At 59.9% G+C, this 16,444-nt stretch carries 14 protein-coding genes; 8 read left to right on the top strand and 6 right to left on the bottom strand.

The genetic code is table 11. The features are described 5' to 3' along the window. Window positions 1-119 precede the first annotated feature (119 nt). On the top strand, window positions 120-1,841 hold the full coding sequence (locus tag RV1423_RS22400) for a methyl-accepting chemotaxis protein (RefSeq protein ID WP_034301619.1): 1,722 nt from the start codon (window positions 120-122) through the stop codon (window positions 1,839-1,841). A gap of 40 nt (window positions 1,842-1,881) precedes the next feature. On the opposite strand, the gene RV1423_RS22405 is transcribed toward RV1423_RS22400, so the two are convergent. After that, window positions 1,882-2,310: a hypothetical protein gene (locus RV1423_RS22405; RefSeq protein ID WP_155835221.1), complete on the bottom strand. Its 429-nt coding sequence runs from the start codon at window positions 2,308-2,310 to the stop codon at window positions 1,882-1,884. A 94-nt stretch (window positions 2,311-2,404) separates the two neighbouring features. Between RV1423_RS22405 and RV1423_RS22410 the strand changes: the two genes are divergently transcribed. Together RV1423_RS22410 and RV1423_RS22415 are read left to right on the top strand one after the other, a co-directional pair. After that, complete coding sequence (locus tag RV1423_RS22410; protein ID WP_034301626.1) at window positions 2,405-4,294, top strand: sensor histidine kinase; 1,890 nt, start codon at window positions 2,405-2,407, stop codon at window positions 4,292-4,294. Between the two features lie 25 nt (window positions 4,295-4,319). After that, window positions 4,320-4,946, top strand: coding sequence for a response regulator transcription factor (locus tag RV1423_RS22415; RefSeq protein ID WP_034301630.1), 627 nt, complete (start codon window positions 4,320-4,322; stop codon window positions 4,944-4,946). Window positions 4,947-4,976: 30 nt separating this feature from the next. Here RV1423_RS22415 and RV1423_RS22420 read toward each other — a convergent pair whose 3' ends face one another. Together RV1423_RS22420 and RV1423_RS22425 are read right to left on the bottom strand one after the other, a co-directional pair. Continuing rightward, complete coding sequence (locus tag RV1423_RS22420; protein WP_034301633.1) at window positions 4,977-6,209, bottom strand: MFS transporter; 1,233 nt, start codon at window positions 6,207-6,209, stop codon at window positions 4,977-4,979. A 353-nt stretch (window positions 6,210-6,562) separates the two neighbouring features. Continuing rightward, entirely contained in the window at window positions 6,563-7,459 is an 897-nt protein-coding gene (locus RV1423_RS22425; RefSeq protein WP_034301637.1) for a LysR family transcriptional regulator, read from the bottom strand. Window positions 7,460-7,560: 101 nt separating this feature from the next. Between RV1423_RS22425 and RV1423_RS22430 the strand changes: the two genes are divergently transcribed. After that, a complete protein-coding gene (locus tag RV1423_RS22430) occupies window positions 7,561-8,544 on the top strand; it encodes a quinone oxidoreductase (protein ID WP_034301722.1) in 984 nt (327 codons plus the stop codon). A gap of 47 nt (window positions 8,545-8,591) precedes the next feature. Here RV1423_RS22430 and RV1423_RS22435 read toward each other — a convergent pair whose 3' ends face one another. Beyond that, window positions 8,592-9,446 (bottom strand): D-hexose-6-phosphate mutarotase, encoded by an 855-nt coding sequence (locus tag RV1423_RS22435; RefSeq protein ID WP_034301640.1) that lies wholly within the window; start codon window positions 9,444-9,446, stop codon window positions 8,592-8,594. 123 nt (window positions 9,447-9,569) lie between these two features. Between RV1423_RS22435 and RV1423_RS22440 the strand changes: the two genes are divergently transcribed. Next, window positions 9,570-10,781 (top strand): homoserine O-acetyltransferase, encoded by a 1,212-nt coding sequence (locus RV1423_RS22440; RefSeq protein WP_051516856.1) that lies wholly within the window; start codon window positions 9,570-9,572, stop codon window positions 10,779-10,781. Window positions 10,782-10,998: 217 nt separating this feature from the next. On the opposite strand, the gene RV1423_RS22445 is transcribed toward RV1423_RS22440, so the two are convergent. After that, window positions 10,999-11,838: an IclR family transcriptional regulator gene (locus RV1423_RS22445; protein WP_034301644.1), complete on the bottom strand. Its 840-nt coding sequence runs from the start codon at window positions 11,836-11,838 to the stop codon at window positions 10,999-11,001. 146 nt (window positions 11,839-11,984) lie between these two features. Then, window positions 11,985-13,082, bottom strand: coding sequence for a porin (locus RV1423_RS22450; protein WP_051516857.1), 1,098 nt, complete (start codon window positions 13,080-13,082; stop codon window positions 11,985-11,987). A 436-nt stretch (window positions 13,083-13,518) separates the two neighbouring features. Here RV1423_RS22450 and RV1423_RS22455 point away from each other — a divergent pair, with 436 nt between their 5' ends. The 3 genes from RV1423_RS22455 (at window position 13,519) to RV1423_RS22465 (ending at window position 16,439) form a co-directional block, all read left to right on the top strand. Continuing rightward, window positions 13,519-14,277, top strand: coding sequence for an SDR family oxidoreductase (locus RV1423_RS22455; protein WP_373419979.1), 759 nt, complete (start codon window positions 13,519-13,521; stop codon window positions 14,275-14,277). Window positions 14,278-14,317: 40 nt separating this feature from the next. Next, window positions 14,318-15,595 (top strand): L-fuconate dehydratase, encoded by a 1,278-nt coding sequence (locus RV1423_RS22460; RefSeq protein ID WP_034301649.1) that lies wholly within the window; start codon window positions 14,318-14,320, stop codon window positions 15,593-15,595. A gap of 67 nt (window positions 15,596-15,662) precedes the next feature. Continuing rightward, window positions 15,663-16,439 carry an SDR family oxidoreductase gene (locus RV1423_RS22465; RefSeq protein ID WP_034301652.1) on the top strand — a complete coding sequence of 259 codons (777 nt, stop codon included), beginning with the start codon at window positions 15,663-15,665 and terminating at the stop codon, window positions 16,437-16,439. The last annotated feature ends 5 nt before the right edge of the window (window positions 16,440-16,444 follow it).

Below are 16,444 nucleotides of genomic sequence, written 5' to 3' on the forward strand. Positions count from 1 at the left end.
TTTTGAAACCTGCCTGGCCGTCAGCGCATGTCTTCGGCCGAGACAGGGCTGCCCGAGCGCATGCAGGCCTGAAAAATCTGAAATGCCATCCACTTACCATCATCATTATCGGAGTCAATATGTCGTTTCAAAATTTGAGAATCGGTGCTCGCCTGGGGGCGGGGTTTGCCGTGGTGCTTGTGCTGCTTGCGGCTATTGTCGGTCTGGCTCTGAATTCCATGGGCGGCATCCAGAGGCAATTGAATGAAATCGTGGAGGACCATAACGCCAAAAGTTCTTTAGTCAACATCATGGTGGATAACTTCCGGGATATTTCCGTGCTGGTCACCAATGTCGTGTTGCTTCAGGATGAGGCGGAAATGCAGGCGCAAATGGCAAAAATAACCGCCGCGCGCGAGAGATACGCCAAGGCGCACAAGCAGTTGACCTCCATGCAGTTGGATGACAAAGAGCATGAGTTGCTGTCCAGACTCGAGGAACTGATGAAGGTGACGGGACCTCTTGTGAATAAAACGATTGAGTTGGGCTTGCAAAACAAAAATGCAGAGGCCACCGATATGTTGATGAAGCAAGCCGGTCCGAGCATCCGGAAATTGATCGGCATCATTGACGACGTTGTTGCTTATGAAAAAACTTCATCCGAAGCCGCGGCCGAAGAGGCCAAAAGGGAATACACCAATGCGCGCAATCTGATGCTCACGCTCGGCGTGCTGGCAATCGCCCTGGGCGTGGTGGTCGCCTGGTTTATCACGCGTTCGATCACGCGCCCGATCAATGATGCGGTGAGGGTCGCCAAGACGGTCGCTTCAGGCGATCTGACCAGCCGTATCGAGGTCACCTCGAAAGACGAAACCGGTCAGTTGCTGCAGGCGCTGGAGCACATGAACGGCAGCTTGCTCGACGTGGTCGGACAAGTGCGCAGCGGCACCGACACCATCGCCACCGCGTCGAGCCAGATCGCGGCCGGCAATTCGGATCTGTCCTCGCGAACCGAACAGCAGGCCGGGTCCCTTGAAGAGACCGCATCGTCGATGGAAGAACTGACCTCGACCGTCAAGCAGAACGCCGACAACGCGCGTCAGGCCAATCAATTGGCCATCTCCGCGTCGGACGTGGCGGTCAAGGGAGGCACCGTCGTATCGCAAGTGGTCGGCACGATGGGGTCGATCAAGGAATCGGCGGGAAAGATCGTCGACATTATCGGGGTGATTGACGGCATTGCCTTCCAGACCAATATTCTCGCGCTGAACGCTGCCGTGGAAGCTGCGCGCGCCGGCGAACAGGGCAGGGGCTTCGCCGTGGTGGCGACGGAAGTCAGAAGTCTGGCGCAACGTTCGGCCAGCGCCGCCAAGGAAATCAAGATCCTGATCGGCGACTCCGTCGAGAAGGTCGAAACCGGCAGCAAGCTGGTTCATGAGGCCGGTACGACCATGGAGGAAATCGTCGCCAGCGTCAAACGCGTCACCGACATCATGGGAGAAATTACTTCGGCCAGCCGCGAGCAGGAAGAAGGCATCGAGCAGATCAATCAGGCCATCATGCAAATGGATCAGGTGACCCAGCAAAACTCGGCGCTGGTGGAAGAAGCGGCAGCGGCCGCCGCGTCGTTGCAAGATCAGGCCGACAATCTGGCGAAAGTGGTCAGCGTGTTCACGCTCGACAGCACGCGGGCTGCATCCTTGAGGCCCGTCAAGACGATCGGTCCGGTGGTCGGACACATCACGGCGAAGAAACCGGTGCAGGTCAGACCTAAGCAGGTCGCCGGCAGGGCGCAACCGGAGGCGACCGCAAGAGAGCTGGCGATCAGAGGAAGCGACAAGGACGAATGGGAAGCATTTTAAAAACCGACGGATATTGACTGACGGCACGTTCCGCGTGCCGTCAGGCGATCTGCCGGGCGCTTGCCTGCAATTGGCTTCGGCGTTCTGTAGATGCGCAAAAGAAATGATAATTTTGATCGGAGACTTTGTTGAAAAAGCCGATGCCGGCACCCATCTGATAAGTCAAAGAAGCCACGCAATGATGGCCAAGATTGCGGCATTGATGACATAGATTGATGGAGACACGAGCGACATTGTCGGCGCCGGCTTTGCACAGAGCAACGGCATCGGCAAGCCCGGCGGATCCGGAGATCCTGCCATTGCCGGAGTTTTCTACCACGCCCCCGAACATGCCGCCGGACATTGAAGTTGGGCGGGAGCAATGCCTTTGCATCGCAAGGCATTCCTGTCTCCTGCGAAAAAAATGTTCGTCTGCGGCGACAAGATACATATGCCCGGAAGTTGCACGCCGGCCAGAATTCAATTGCAAGAATACCTGTTGACGTTGTCGGCGGTCAGTCCTTTCTCATACCAAAAGCACTCCCTTTTAACTTGATTCGGTTCGCATTGTTGACGATAAAGCCATGATGAACATGAAAAATACCAAGGGGAAATACGCTTGCAGCCTTATCTCGCCGAGACATGGCAAAAGAAATAAACTGGAAAAAAATCGTCTGGCGAAAAAGACGGCCTTGTGTCTTGGGGCTTTCGAACAAGCCGCTGTCGGCATGGCCTACGCGACCCGGAGCGGAAAGTGGATAAGGGTCAACGCGCACTTTTGCAATATCCTCGGTTACAGCGAGGAGGAACTGGTGAACAGACGCTTTCTGAGCATCACCCATCCGGACGACATTGAACAGGATATTGCGGAACTCAAAGACCTGTACGCGGGGAAGGTGTCGACGATTTCCAGGGAGAAACGCTACATCCGAAAAGACGGTACACTCGTTTGGGTGAATGTACGTATTTCGATGGCGCCGTTCGGCGCAGGTACGCCATTTCACATCTGCATCATCGAAGATATGACTTGCCGCAAACTTGCCGAGAATGCTCTACGTTTGAGTGAAGACAGTTTGAAAAGCGCGCAGCGTATCGGGCAATTGGGTACCTGGGACTGGAACATTGCGACGAAAGAATTTTTTTGGTCCACCGAAATCGACCAGATTTTCGGGATGAAGCCGTTGGACTATGAATCGTTCTTGTTGCGGGTCCATCCCGATGATCGCGGATACGTCATCCTTTCCATAGAACAGGCACATTGCAAGGAGCAACCGTATAGCATCGATTATCGTATCGTCCGGCCGGACAATTCAGAACGGATTGTGCATGCGCAGGGCGAAGTCACTTTTGATACGCAGGGAAACCCTGTCAGAATGACCGGCATCATTCAGGACATCACCGAGCGCAGGGTTGCGGAGGACCGATTGAGAGAGAGCGAGGCAAGATTCAAGAATCTGTCCAGCAACATCCCGGGGATGGTGTTTCAACTGCGATTGAGCGATTCCGGTTTCGAGTTCACGTATATCAGCGACGGCTCCATTGCCGTATGCGGCTTGCCGCCGGACAGCATCCAGAGCGATCCCTCGGCGTTTGTCAATCTGTTGCTTCCGGCGCACCGCGCAGAGTTTCATGATTCGATGCGGCAGTCGGCGCAAAACAATTCCATATGGAATTGGGAAGGACAACTGACATCTGAGGGAACGGATACGAACTGGATCAACTTAAGGGCGACGCCGCGGGGCATCGGCATGGGCGACGTCATCTGGGATGGCGTGATTTTCGATATCAGCGAAAGCAAACGAAACGAAGCTGAGCTCCGGCAATCGAGGGAAAAACTGCGCGCGTTGTCCGCGCATCAGATCGTCGTGAAAGAGGCCGAGGGCAAGAGGATTGCACGTGAGATCCATGATGAGCTGGGGCAACGGCTGACGGTATTGAGGATGGATGTCCTGATGCTGCCCAAGGCATTGAAGAATCATTCCAATGCCTTGACGGAAACAGTTGCCCAGATGAAGGGTTCGATCGACAGCATTTTGCGGATCGTCCGCAACATCGCGTCGCATCTCAGGCCGTCCGCGCTGGATATGGGAATCAATCTGGCGGTCGAATGGCTGGTGGACGATTTCCAGAGCAGCGTCAGGATACCTTGCGAATTCAATAACAGGCTGGCGCAGGATTTTTATCTTGACGATGAGCGGGCAACCGGGATTTTTCGTATTCTTCAGGAGTCCCTGACCAATGTGACGCGGCATGCCAATGCAAGCCGCATAGAAATCACGCTGGACAGCGACGATCGGTACTTGTATCTGAAAATCAGCGATAACGGTGTAGGATTCGACTCCTCGATAGCAGACGGTCAGAAGACATACGGCCTGAGCGGAATGCGCGAGCGCGCCACGGCGTTTGGCGGTGATGTTAGGATTGCAAGCTCCCCGGGAAATGGGACCACCGTGTGGGCATCTATTCCTTTATGACTTTGTTGCCAGGATGGAATGTCGGATGATCAAAATTCTCATTGCTGATGATCACGGGATGATGCGCGAAGGTTTGAAACGCATCATCGCCACCACTGGAAAAATGATGGTGGTGGCTGAGGCCGTCAACGGTCTGGAGGTGCTTGAGAAACTGGGAAAGGCCGATTGCAATTTGCTGCTATTGGACCTGACCATGCAGGGCATCAGCGGCATGGACCTGATCAAGCAGGTAAAGAACCGGCGTCCGGGATTATCCATCCTGGTGTTGAGCATGCACAATGAAGGGAAAATCGCGGCGGCCGCATTGAAGGCGGGCGCCAGGGGATACCTTACGAAAGACAGCGACCCCGATCGCTTGCTGGAGGCCATACAAAAAGTCGCCGGCGGAGGACGGTATATCGACCCCAGCATGGTCGACAAAATCGTTTTCGAGGACGAGGAAAATGTGCTTCCCCACGAGCATCTCTCCCAGAGGGAGCGTCAGATATTCATCATGATCGCGGCCGGGAAATCGACGGGAAAAATCGCTGCTGAATTATTCCTGAGCGCCAAAACCGTGAGCACCCACAAGCGCCGGATCCTGGAGAAGATGAATGCGGACAATGCCGCCGATCTGGTTCGTTACTCCGTCGCGCATCAATTGACGGAATAGACGGGATAGCGGAACCGGCGCGTCAAAACCTTATTCCATCGCCGGTACTTTTAAACGCAGCCATTGTCGTCCTATCGCCAGGTGAGCTAGCAACGCAATGACGCCGTTGAGCAGCAGTGCGTCGCGTACTCCCAAAAAACTGATGGATACACCGGTGATCAGGCTGCCAAGCGAAACGCCGCCGCGCATGGCAAGCATGAACAACGCGACCGTCTGGCCGCGCAAGCGTGCCGGCGCCATTGCCTGCAACAGCGAGTTGGCGGAAGTGTTGCCAACGCACATGGCCAGCCCGGCGCATCCCAACAGGACGGGCAACACGGTAATCCAGGGATTGACGGCGACCAGCACAAGGATCAGTCCGTAGCTCGAGGCGGCGATTGTGCTCAGATGCCGCCGATCGCGCGCCGGATCGACCGACAGCAGAAAAATCGCGCCGATCAGCGCGCCGACGCCGAAGGAGCCGATGGCGAGGCTGAACTGACTTGCATCCTCATGAAAAATCTCTTTTACCAAAATCGGGCAAAAGGTGATGAGCGGTCCGCACAATAAACTCGTCGTGAGCACCGTGAGAAGCGCGCCTCTCAGATAAGGCTGATGGGCGATGTCGCGCACGCCGGCGAACAAGTGTCGGCGATCGAAGTCCTCGGCAGCCTGGCGTGCGACGATCTTGCGCGGAAGAATCCATAAGGCGACGACGATGAAAGGCACGTAGGAAAAGGCGCTGACGGCGAAACATCCGATCGCGCCGATGCCGGCCATGAGCACGCCGGCGATCGCAGGGCCGATGATGCGGGACAGATTGAATTGGGTCGCGTTAAGCGCAAGTCCTGTCGCGATCTGCTTGCGTTCGACAATAGAGGGAACGATGGATTGGAATGACGGCATGGAGAGCGCATCGGTAATGCCGACTACCAGAGAGAGCACGACCACGATCCAGGGCTCGACCGCATCTGTCAGCAATAGCACGACAAGCAGGATGGGACATAACATCTGGATCGATTGAAACAACGCGATCACGAAGCGGCGGTCGGCACGGTCCGCCAGCACGCCGCCAAGCAGCGTCAGCAACCATACCGGCGCTCCCATGGCGAACGCGTCCAGTCCGACGACGAAAGACGAGGCTCCCAGACTGAGCAGCAGCCACGGCTGGGCGACCTGTTGCGTCCAGGTGCCGATATTGGATAGCAGGGTGGCAAAAAAGAATGTGCCGAAACGCCGGGTGCGAAGCAGCGCGATCGATTGACTGAAGAAGTCTGTTTTCATAAATAGAGGGACTGTTGCGACGCATGCTTTGTCATGCTCGGGGAGACTGTCATGGATTCCGAGCCTTCCGAAATGGGAGAGGTCAATGTTACAACAGGTGTGCTAACCGGCATTTGCCCGTTAACACCGTAATGCCGTTCAGTTAAGTCCATCCTCCTCAAGCCGTCGCCCCAGTGAACGCTGAGGCCCAGTGTCGTGAAGATGGTCGATACGACACTGGGTCCTGACTTTCGTCAGGACGACAGTCATATACGAGAAGCTTAACTGAACGGCATTGCCGTTAACACCGGGATTTCCGCTGTGCAGGACGCTTCGCGGATTGACGTCGAGAATCTGGAACCGAAAACTGGAACTCAGGCCAGGAACGCCTGCTGTTCCTGCACGATCTCCGCCAGCAGGTCGGCGATGCGCTGCACGCGCGGCGAGCGGCGCAGGTCGGGATGCACGGTCAGCCACATGTCGCGCAGCCAGGGCGGTTGGCCGGTGTCGAATTGCTCCAGCTCGGCATCGTTGCGCGCGACGAAATGCGGCAGGATCGTCAGCCCGAGTCCCGATCGGCATGCCTGGTGCAGGATGGTGAAATCGTTGGCCGTCAACACATAGGCGGCGCCGTCGGTATATTGCGCCAGCCATGCCTGATGCGGGCCGCCTTGCAATGCTTCGCCGTAACCGATGAATTGCCGCTTGTTGCGCGCCACGCGTTTCCAGCGCGCGTTGCCGTATAGTCCGTAGCCGGCGCTGCCGAGGCGGCGCGCCATCAGGCCGGGGTCTTCCGGCCGCGACAGCCGCAGCGCCAGGTCGGCGTCGCGCCGGTGCAGGTTGGCGGCGCGGATTTCGCCGACCACGTCCAGTTGTATTCCCTCCCATTGTTTGTAGCGCTGCGCCATCAGCGGCATCAGGAAGCGGCTCGACAACGCCGGCGGCGCCGACAGCCGCACCGTGCCCTGCATTGCCGTCATGCCCTGCACGGCGCGGCCGAAGGCGTGTGCTTCGAGCTCGATGCGCTCGGCGGCGTCGAGCAGCGTCTTGCCTTCGTCGGTCAGTTGCCAGCCGCGCGGCAGGCGGTCGAAGAGGCGCAATTTGATCGCGCCTTCGAGTGCGCCGATACGGCGCGCCACGGTTGAATGTTCCACCGCAAGTTCGCGCGCCGCCGCCGACAGGCTGCCGCCGCGCGCCAGACTGAGGAAGTAGCGCACGTCGTCCCAGGAGAGCTGTTCGGGAGAAATCGGCAGATTTGATGATTTTTGCACAGTACTTGCGCCTAAATTGGGAATTCCGTTTGATTTTGCACGAAGTTATTCTGAACGTCCACTTCATCCATTCATCGATCGATTCCATCGGGAGCATAGAAATGACCGCACAGACCATGCAAGCCATCCAGGTGTCCGCTTACGGCGACGCCGCCAATCTCGAACTTGTCGCGCGCAGCCTGCCTGCACTGGCGCCGGGATCGGTGCGCGTGCGCCAGCAGGTGGCGGGCGTCAATTATGTCGACGTGTACCAGCGCATCGGACGCTATCCGGTGCCGCTGCCGTTCGTACCCGGCGTCGAGGGCAGCGGCACGATCGAGGCGATCGGCGCCGGCGTATCGGGCTTGCGGCCGGACCAGCGCGTGGCGTGGTCGGGCAGCACCGGGGGGTATGCGGAATACGCCGACATCGCCGCCGAACGCGTCATTGTGTTGCCGGACAATGTCTCGTTCGAGCAGGCCGGCGCCGGCGTGTTGCGCAGCATGACTTGCTACCTGCTGCTGAACCATTATGCACGCCTGCAACCCGGCCAGACGGTGCTGGTGCATGCTGCGGCGGGCGGACTAGGCCTGCTGCTGACGCAATGGGCCAAGGCGAGCGGCGCGCGCGTCATCGGCACGGTCAGCAGCGAGGAAAAAGCCGCCCTGGCGCAATCGCGCGGGCTGGATCGGGCGGTCAACTATCGCCAGGAAGACTTCGTCGCGGCGGTGCGTGAATTCACCGGCGGCAAAGGCGCCGACATCGTCGCGGACGGCATCGGCGGTGCGCATTTCCTGCGCAGCATCGACGCCACGCGCAGCGGCGGCATGGCGATCAGCGTCGGTTCGGTATCCGGCGAAGGGGCGCCGGCGGAAGCCTTGGCGGCGGCACAGGCGCGCGGTGTATTGATGGAAAGACCGAGCATCCTGACCTTTGTGAAAGACCCGCAGCAATACCGTATCGCCGCCGATGCCGCCGTGACGCGCTTGCAGGCCGGACTGATGGTCGACATTGGCGGCAGGTTGCCGCTGAGCGAAGCCGCGCAGGCGCACCGGTTGCTGGAAGGCGGTACGGCGCAGGGCGCGCTGCTGCTCGACGTCGGCTGACGCCGCGATTATTTCCGGGTATTGTCCCTGCGGATTGTTTCTTTGTATCAGCGGGCGCGCGTGAGCCGTTGCAGGCCGCGCCAGGTGGCCTGCGGCGACAGGCGCACCGGATGCTCGATCTGCGCGGCCTCGATGCACAGCATGCGCGTCCAGTCCTGCGTCGGCATGTCGCCCAATTGCGCCGCTTTGGCCGGTCCGGGGTTCCAGATCACGCTGTCGGCGAAGCCTTGCTGTTCGAGTTGCAGGAAAGGTTTGCCGTCCTGGTGCAAGGCCAGCGCGGCGGGCGGCGACAGATAGACGTTGTCGGTCTCGTCGGCGATGCGCAGGGCGGCGCCGTTGTGCCTGGATTCGTCGTTGCCGACGGTGGTGTCGATGAAGCGGGCGTTGCCGAGTTGCTCGACGCCGGCGTTGCGCACGTCGGGCGTGGCGAGGTAAGTATGCAGCGCAGCGGTGAAGTCGAAGGCGGCGTCGCCGGTGTTGGTGACGTTCAGCGCCACGCTGAGCCAGCCGGCGCCGAGCTCGACCTGCAATTGCAGCGCGAAGCCATGCGGCCACAGCGCGCGCGTGGCAGCCGTGTCGTATAGCGACAGGCGCGCGCAGGCGACGTCCTGATCGGCCCCGCTCAGGACGTCGCCGTCGATGTGCCAGACCAGGTTGCGCACCAGTCCGTGTTTGGGCAGTGCGCCGCGTCCGGAAAATTGCGGGAAGCAAACCGGCACGCCGCCGCGGATCGCGGCGCCCGCCCCGACTGTGGAATGGGGCGTGCAATACAGGTGTTCGCGGCCGTCGGCGGTTGTCCAGGACAGCAATTGCGCGCCGTACAGGCTGATGGCGGCGCTGTCGCCGTGGGTATTGGTCAGGTGCAGCAGGCCGGCGACGTCGGGCAGCATGGAGGTGGGCATGGCAGGTCGGAGTGTGTGTGCAAAGCCGTATTTTTACACATGGGCGGCTTGTGAGGTGCGCCCGCTTGCCGTAAAGTAGCTGCGCCGCATTGACCATGCCTATAACAATCCGGAGACAGTTTCATGAAGAATATCCGCCGTCTGTTTTACTCGTTCGTTCATTCGTTCATTCTGTCGGTCGCGCTGGGTTCGCCGTTCTTTCCGGCGCATGCGCAACAGCTTGCGGCCTCATTGCCGCTGGTGGCCAAACAGGTCTTCACGTTGCCGTCCTACATCACCGTCGCCGGCCAGGAAATCCGCAATGTGCGCGTCGGTTACGAAACCTACGGCAAACTCAATGCCGCCGGCGACAACGCCATCTTCGTGGCGCATTTCTATTCCGGCACCTCTCATGCCGCCGGTAAATACAAGGACAGCGACGCCGCGCCCGGTTACTGGGACAGCCTGATCGGTCCCGGCAAGGCGGTCGACACCGACAAGTATTTCGTGGTCAGCGCCGACACGCTGGTCAATGTCAACGCCAAGGATCCGATGGTGACGACGACCGGCCCCGCTTCGATCAACCCGGCCACCGGCAAGCAATACGGCATGTCCTTTCCGGTGGTGGCGATGCGCGATTCGGTGCGCGTGCACAAGCAACTGCTCGACAAGCTCGGCGTCAGGCAACTGGTCGCGGCGATGGGAGCCTCGGGCGGCTCGATCCAGGCGATGGAATGGGCGGCGCTGTATCCCGACTTCGTCAAGCGCGTGGTGCATGTGATCGGTCCCGGATTCGAGATCAGTCCTTACGTGATCAGCCTGCTCGACGTCTGGTCGCTGCCGGTGCGGCTCGACCCGAAATGGCGGCACGGCGATTATTACGGCAGCGGCGATCCGGATGACGGCGTAGCCGCGGCGCTCAAGGTCGTGACGGTGCAGACGCGCCACTGGGACTGGGCGCAGACGACGTTCGGCTATGAACCGGCGGATCCCGCCAAGCCGCCGTCCGAGGCGCTCGAGAACCGTTTCAAGATCGAGGCGGCGCTGGAAGCGGCAGGCCGTGCACGCGCCAAGGTCGTGGACGGCAACAGCATCATTTACATGTCGAAGGCGAATCAGCTTTATCGCCTGAGCGACGACGAGATCAAGGGCATCAAGGCCAAGATTCTGTTCGTGCCAAGTTCAAGCGACCTGGTGTTCCCGCCCAAGCTGTCGATGGCGGCGCTGGATCGTTTCAAGCATCAAGGCGGGCGCGGCACGCTGTTCTTGTTGCAAGGGCCGGGCGGCCATCTGGAGGGCGTGCTCAATATCGACAAGGCGGCTGCCATGATCGAACGTTTCATCAATACGCCCTGACCGGAGCAATGCCGTTCAGTCAAGTTTAGAAATCTCCTTACCGCATCGTCAGTCCACCACAACTGTCGTCCTGATGAAAGTCAGGACCCAGCGTCGTATCGGACGTTGTCATGACACAGGGCCCCAGCGTGGGCTGGGACGACGGGAGGAAGCAGGCTTCACTGAACGGCATTACCGCATCGTCAGTCCACACACAACTGTCGGAGCTCGTCCCCTCTCAACTGCCGAAACTGCTGCTCCCCATGAGTTTCGACAGCCGTGTTGAAATTTCCTGCACGATGTTCTGCACTTCATCCAGGCTGGGATTGACCTTCTTGTCGATACGCTCGATGTAGGGTACGTTCAGCGCCGCCAGCATGCGGTCGTTGGCGCCGAGCACCGGATACGACAAATTCACCACGCCGCGGATCTGGCGGCTTTCCATGCGCGAATAGCCGCGCTCCTGGGTTTCGGCGATCTGGCGCAGCAACTGCGCGTGATCGACTTCCTGCTCGCCGTCCATCCTGACATGCGCCGCCAGCATGCGGCCGCGTTCGGCTTCGTCGCGGAAAGACAGCAGCACGTGTCCGGAGGCGGTATCGGTCAGGCTCACCAGCGCGCCGACCTTGAGGCCGAAGGCCCAGCGTTCCGGACTGTCGACCTGTGCCACCACGATCACGCGGCCGGCCTCGTAGACGGTCAGGTGGGTCGATTGCATGGTGCGGTTGGCCAGCTCGCGCATGTGCGGCAAGGCCGTGCTGACCAGCGAACGGATCGGCTGGTGGTAATGCGCCAGCTCGAACAGCTTGAGCGACAGCCGGTACTGGTCGTTGTCGGCAATCAGGTAGCCGCGCTGCTCCAGCGTCACCACCATGCGGAAAATCTCGTTGACGCTGCGTCCCAGTTGCTTGGATATCTGGTTGAGCGTCAACATTTGTTCCGCTTTGCTGAGCAATTCCAGGATATCCAGTCCCTTGTCCAACGCCGGCGCGGCATAGCGCGCCTTGCCGGCATCGGCGGCGCTGTCGTTGGTGGCGCTCAGGCGGGCTTCAGGTTCAATTTTTTTGATTCTTGGCATGGCGTGCTGGAGGATGGGGGCGATACCAGTTGTTGTTTGCGCAAATTTACACAATTCCGCATTTTATCCCTGAAACCGGCAGCGATGGACCATTGCCGGTTTCAGGAGGCGCAGTTGCTCAGGCTCAGGCAACCGCGCGCCGCAGCTTAAAACGTGTGGCTGATGCCTGCGTAGGCGCCGTTCTGGTTTTGTCCCGGCAGCGGATTGTTGTTGGTGGCTTCCACCGAGAAATTGGCGTTGCTGCTGTTGCGTACCGTGCCCATGCCGACATACAGCAGCGTGCGCTTGGACAGCGAGTAGTTGGCGCCGGCCATGAACAGGTTGGCGTTGCCGCCGCCCTTGTTGACGTTGACGCGGAACACCGAACCGATCAGCGTCAGCGCCGGCGTGACCTGGTAGTTCGCACCCAGCCAGTAGTGATTGGCCTTGTCCGATGCGGTCGGGGCGGCATCCGGCGCGCGCAGGTTTTCATAACCGGCGAACAGTTTCAGTTTGTCGATGGTCAGCGTGCCGCCCAGGATCAGCTCTTTCGAGGTGTCGAAAATGTCGGTGAAGTGGCCGTTGACGTCGCGCACCACGTCATAGATCGCGCGCAGTTCGACGGTCTGGTTGGCATACACCAGGGAAATGCCGTCCTTGCGCTTGCTGGTGATGGAGCCGGCCTGTTCGCCCAGGCTGGTCTGCACGGTGGCGTTGAAGCCGCCCCAGGTCGGGGTCTGATATTCGATTACATTGTCCGCCCCGCCCCAGTTGCGGCCGCGCACCAGCGTGGCGGTGCCGATGAACTGCTGGCCGGTCGGGTCGAGGAACCAGATGTCGTTGTCGATGAACAGGTTCTTGCCGAACTTGAGCGAACCGGCGCTGCCGGCCAGGCCGACGTAGGAGCGGCGATTGAACAGCGGGCTGCCGTTGGTAGTGCCCTTGGTGGCGTCGAAACCGGATTCCAGCAGGAAGAAGGCGCTCAGTCCCGCTCCCAGGTCTTCGGTGCCCTTGAAGCCGATCATGCTCGTGCCCCACTGGTTGCCGGAAGCGCGCCACAGGCTGCCGCTGGAGTTGGCGCCGGTGGCAACGTTGGACTGGTAGTCGACGCCGGCGTCGACGCGGCCGTAGACCGTGACGCTGGATTGCGCCTGCGCTGCGCCCGCCAGGCTCAGCAGGAGGCCGGCGCCGACGCTGCCCAGCTTGATTTTGGCGGATGTGTTGAGCCCATGCCGGTGGCCGGCGGCAAGTGTTTTTGTCTGCATGAGAATCTCCGTATTTATCGTTGTTTATGGTTTTTTTGCTTGTCTGTTTCGTCCGTTTTTGCTTCGAGGGCGCGCAGCCGGTCGGAACTGGCGGCCGGACCCATGGCGTTCAGTTGTGGGTTTGCTTGTCTCCTTGCGTAAATCTATTTTCATTTGTAAAAATAATTTTTAATAAATAACAAAAATAAAAATTGCATTTATGTCATCTATTGTTTGATATCTCTACATATGTATTGGTTATCGCTTGCCGTTACACGATTTCAATGTAGTCTTCGGCGAAAGGATAGTAACAAAGTAAACTCAAATATAAAATCGAATTTTATTGATGAGTTTAAAGTTGCGTGCAATAATCGCCACACTTTCTGAAAAACCATGCAGAACAACAAGGCGGCGCAATGCAGCGCCGCGGAGACAGGAGCGGGACAGCGTGAAGAGATTGCAAGGAAAGCGGGTATTGATCACCGCGGCAGGTCAGGGAATCGGCCGCGCCAGCGCGCTGATGTTCGCCCGCGAAGGCGCGCAGGTGCTCGCCACCGACATCAACCAGGCGACGCTGGATGAAACGGCGCGCATCGCCGCCGGGCGCGGCCATGATGTGCAGACACGCGTGCTCGACGTCACCGACGCCGGGGCGGTGAACGATCTGGCGGCATCCGGTGAGGCCTTCGACGTCTTGTTCAATTGCGCCGGCTACGTCCATAGCGGCAATATCCTCGAATGCAGCGAAGAAGACTGGCGCTTCGCCTGGGACATCAACGTCTCGTCGATGTATCGCCTCACCCGCGCCGTCTTGCCCGGCATGCTGGCGCAAGGCCGCGGCGCCATCGTCAACATGGCCTCGGCGGCGTCCAGCGTCAAAGGCGTGCCCAACCGCTTCGCCTACGGCGCCACCAAGGCTGCCGTGATCGGCCTGACCAAGTCGATCGCCGCCGATTTCGTCGCCAAAGGCATTCGCTGCAACGCCATCTGTCCCGGCACCGTCGAATCGCCGTCGCTGGAACAGCGCATCGCCAGCCAGGCGCGCGAGCAGGGCGTCGACGTGGCGCAAGTGCAGGCCGCTTTCGTCGCGCGCCAGCCCATGGGCCGCATCGGCAAGGCCGACGAAATCGCCGCGCTGGCGCTGTATCTGGCCTCCGACGAATCGGCGTTCACCACCGGCGCGATCCATATGATCGACGGCGGCTGGTCCAATTGATTTCCGTTCTTCACGTTTTTCATTTCAACCGACAGAGACGATGACTACGATCACCTCCATGCGCGTACTGGATGTACGTTTCCCGACATCGAAGACGCTTGACGGCTCCGACGCCATGAATCCTGACCCGGATTATTCGGCCGCCTACGTCATCCTGGAAACCGACCGGCCAGGTCTGCAAGGCCACGGCCTGACCTTCACCATCGGTCGCGGCAACGAGATATGTTGCGCCGCCATCCGGGCCATGGAACACCTGGTGGTCGGCCTCGACCTGGCCTGGGTCAGCGAAGACATGGGGCGTTTCTGGCGTTACATCACTTCCGACAGCCAGTTGCGCTGGATCGGCCCGGACAAGGGCGCGATCCACCTCGCCACCGGCGCGGTGGTCAACGCGGTCTGGGACCTGTGGGCCAAGGCCGAAGGCAAGCCGCTGTGGAAACTGGTGGCCGACATGTCGCCGGAAGAACTGGTGCGCAGCATCGACTTCCGTTACCTCACCGACTGCATCACGCCGGACGAAGCGCTGGCGCTGCTGCGCGCGCAGGCGCCGGGCAAGGCCGAGCGCATCCGCCTGCTCGAGCAGAACGGCTATCCCTGCTACACCACCTCGGCCGGCTGGCTCGGCTACGACGACGCCAAATTGCGCCGCCTGTGCCAGGAAGCCATCGACAGCGGCTTCAATCATGTCAAGCTCAAGGTCGGTCGCGACCTTGCCGACGACAAGCGCCGCGTCGCCATCGCGCGCGAAGTGATCGGCCCGGACCGCCAACTGATGATCGACGCCAACCAGGTGTGGGAAGTCGACCAGGCCATCGCCTGGGTCAACGAACTGGCCTTCGTCAAACCGTGGTTCATCGAGGAGCCGACCAGCCCGGACGACGTCGAAGGCCATCGCAAGATCCGCGAAGGCATCGGCGCGGTGAAAGTCGCCACCGGCGAGATGTGCCAGAACCGCGTATTGTTCAAGCAATTCATCATGCGCGGCGCCATCGACGTGGTGCAGATCGACTCCTGCCGCCTCGGCGGCGTCAATGAGATCCTGGCGGTGCTGCTGATGGCGGCCAAGTACAAGCTGCCGGTCTGCCCGCATGCCGGCGGCGTCGGCCTGTGCGAATACGTGCAGCATCTGTCGATGATCGACTACGTCTGCATTTCCGGCACCACCGAAGGGCGCGTGACCGAATACGTCGATCATCTGCACGAGCACTTTATCGATGCCTGCGTGGTCAAACGAGCTGCTTACATGCCGCCGACCGCGCCCGGGTTCTCGATTACCATGAAGCCGGAGTCGCTGGAGCAATACCGGTTCCGCGGCTGATTCCGAGGCTGAGCAAGGAACGCGATAACAAAAAAATAACAATCACAAGAATGGACGGAGACGAGACGTGGATTTACATCTGAAAGACAAGGTCGTGATCGTGACCGGCGGCGCATCCGGCATCGGCGGCGCGATTACGGTACAACTGGCGATGGAAGGCGCGATCCCGGTGGTGTTCGGCAAGAGCCCTCCGGGCGACGGCTTCAAGGAACAACTGCTGAAGCTGCAACCCAAGGCGCGCTTCTTCCTGCTCGACCTGATGGACGAAGACAAATGCCGCCAGGCCGTGGCCGACACGGTCGATGCATTCGGCCGTCTCGACGGGCTGGTCAACAACGCCGGCATCAACGACAACGTCGGCCTCGATGCCGGCCGCGCGGCGTTCATGCAATCGCTGGAAAAAAACCTGATCCACTATTACGTCATGGCGCATTACTGCGTGCCGCATCTCAAGGCCGCGCGCGGCGCCATCGTCAACGTTTCCTCCAAGACCGCCGTCACCGGCCAGGGCAACACCAGCGGCTATTGCGCCTCGAAAGGCGCGCAATTGTCGCTCACGCGCGAATGGGCCGCAGCGCTGGCCAACGACGGCGTGCGCGTCAATGCGCTGATCCCCGCCGAAGTGATGACGCCGCTGTACGAGAAATGGATTTCCAGTTTCGACAATCCGCAGGAAAAGCTCGCCGCCATCGCCGGCAAGATTCCGCTCTGCAAGCGTTTCACCACCTCGGAAGAAATGGCCGACACCGCCGTCTTCCTGTTGTCGGATCGCGCCGCGCACACCACCGGACAATGGGTATTCGTCGACGGCGGCTACACCCATCTCGACCGTGCGCTGAGCTGAACGCA

Source organism: Herbaspirillum sp. RV1423, from assembly GCF_000577615.1.
In the GTDB taxonomy this organism is placed as follows: domain Bacteria; phylum Pseudomonadota; class Gammaproteobacteria; order Burkholderiales; family Burkholderiaceae_D; genus Herbaspirillum.

What these genes read in the sequence shown, in the direction of transcription:
- RV1423_RS22400 (WP_034301619.1), top strand. Translation starts at nt 120, where the DNA reads ATGTCGTTTCAAAATTTGAGAATCGGTGCTCGCCTGGGGGCGGGGTTT.
- RV1423_RS22430 (WP_034301722.1), top strand. Translation starts at nt 7,561, where the DNA reads ATGACCGCACAGACCATGCAAGCCATCCAGGTGTCCGCTTACGGCGAC.
- RV1423_RS22410 (WP_034301626.1), top strand. Translation starts at nt 2,405, where the DNA reads ATGATGAACATGAAAAATACCAAGGGGAAATACGCTTGCAGCCTTATC.
- RV1423_RS22440 (WP_051516856.1), top strand. Translation starts at nt 9,570, where the DNA reads ATGAAGAATATCCGCCGTCTGTTTTACTCGTTCGTTCATTCGTTCATT.
- RV1423_RS22420 (WP_034301633.1), bottom strand. Translation starts at nt 6,209, where the DNA reads ATGAAAACAGACTTCTTCAGTCAATCGATCGCGCTGCTTCGCACCCGG.
- RV1423_RS22460 (WP_034301649.1), top strand. Translation starts at nt 14,318, where the DNA reads ATGACTACGATCACCTCCATGCGCGTACTGGATGTACGTTTCCCGACA.
- RV1423_RS22415 (WP_034301630.1), top strand. Translation starts at nt 4,320, where the DNA reads ATGATCAAAATTCTCATTGCTGATGATCACGGGATGATGCGCGAAGGT.
- RV1423_RS22445 (WP_034301644.1), bottom strand. Translation starts at nt 11,838, where the DNA reads ATGCCAAGAATCAAAAAAATTGAACCTGAAGCCCGCCTGAGCGCCACC.
- RV1423_RS22435 (WP_034301640.1), bottom strand. Translation starts at nt 9,446, where the DNA reads ATGCCCACCTCCATGCTGCCCGACGTCGCCGGCCTGCTGCACCTGACC.
- RV1423_RS22450 (WP_051516857.1), bottom strand. Translation starts at nt 13,082, where the DNA reads ATGCAGACAAAAACACTTGCCGCCGGCCACCGGCATGGGCTCAACACA.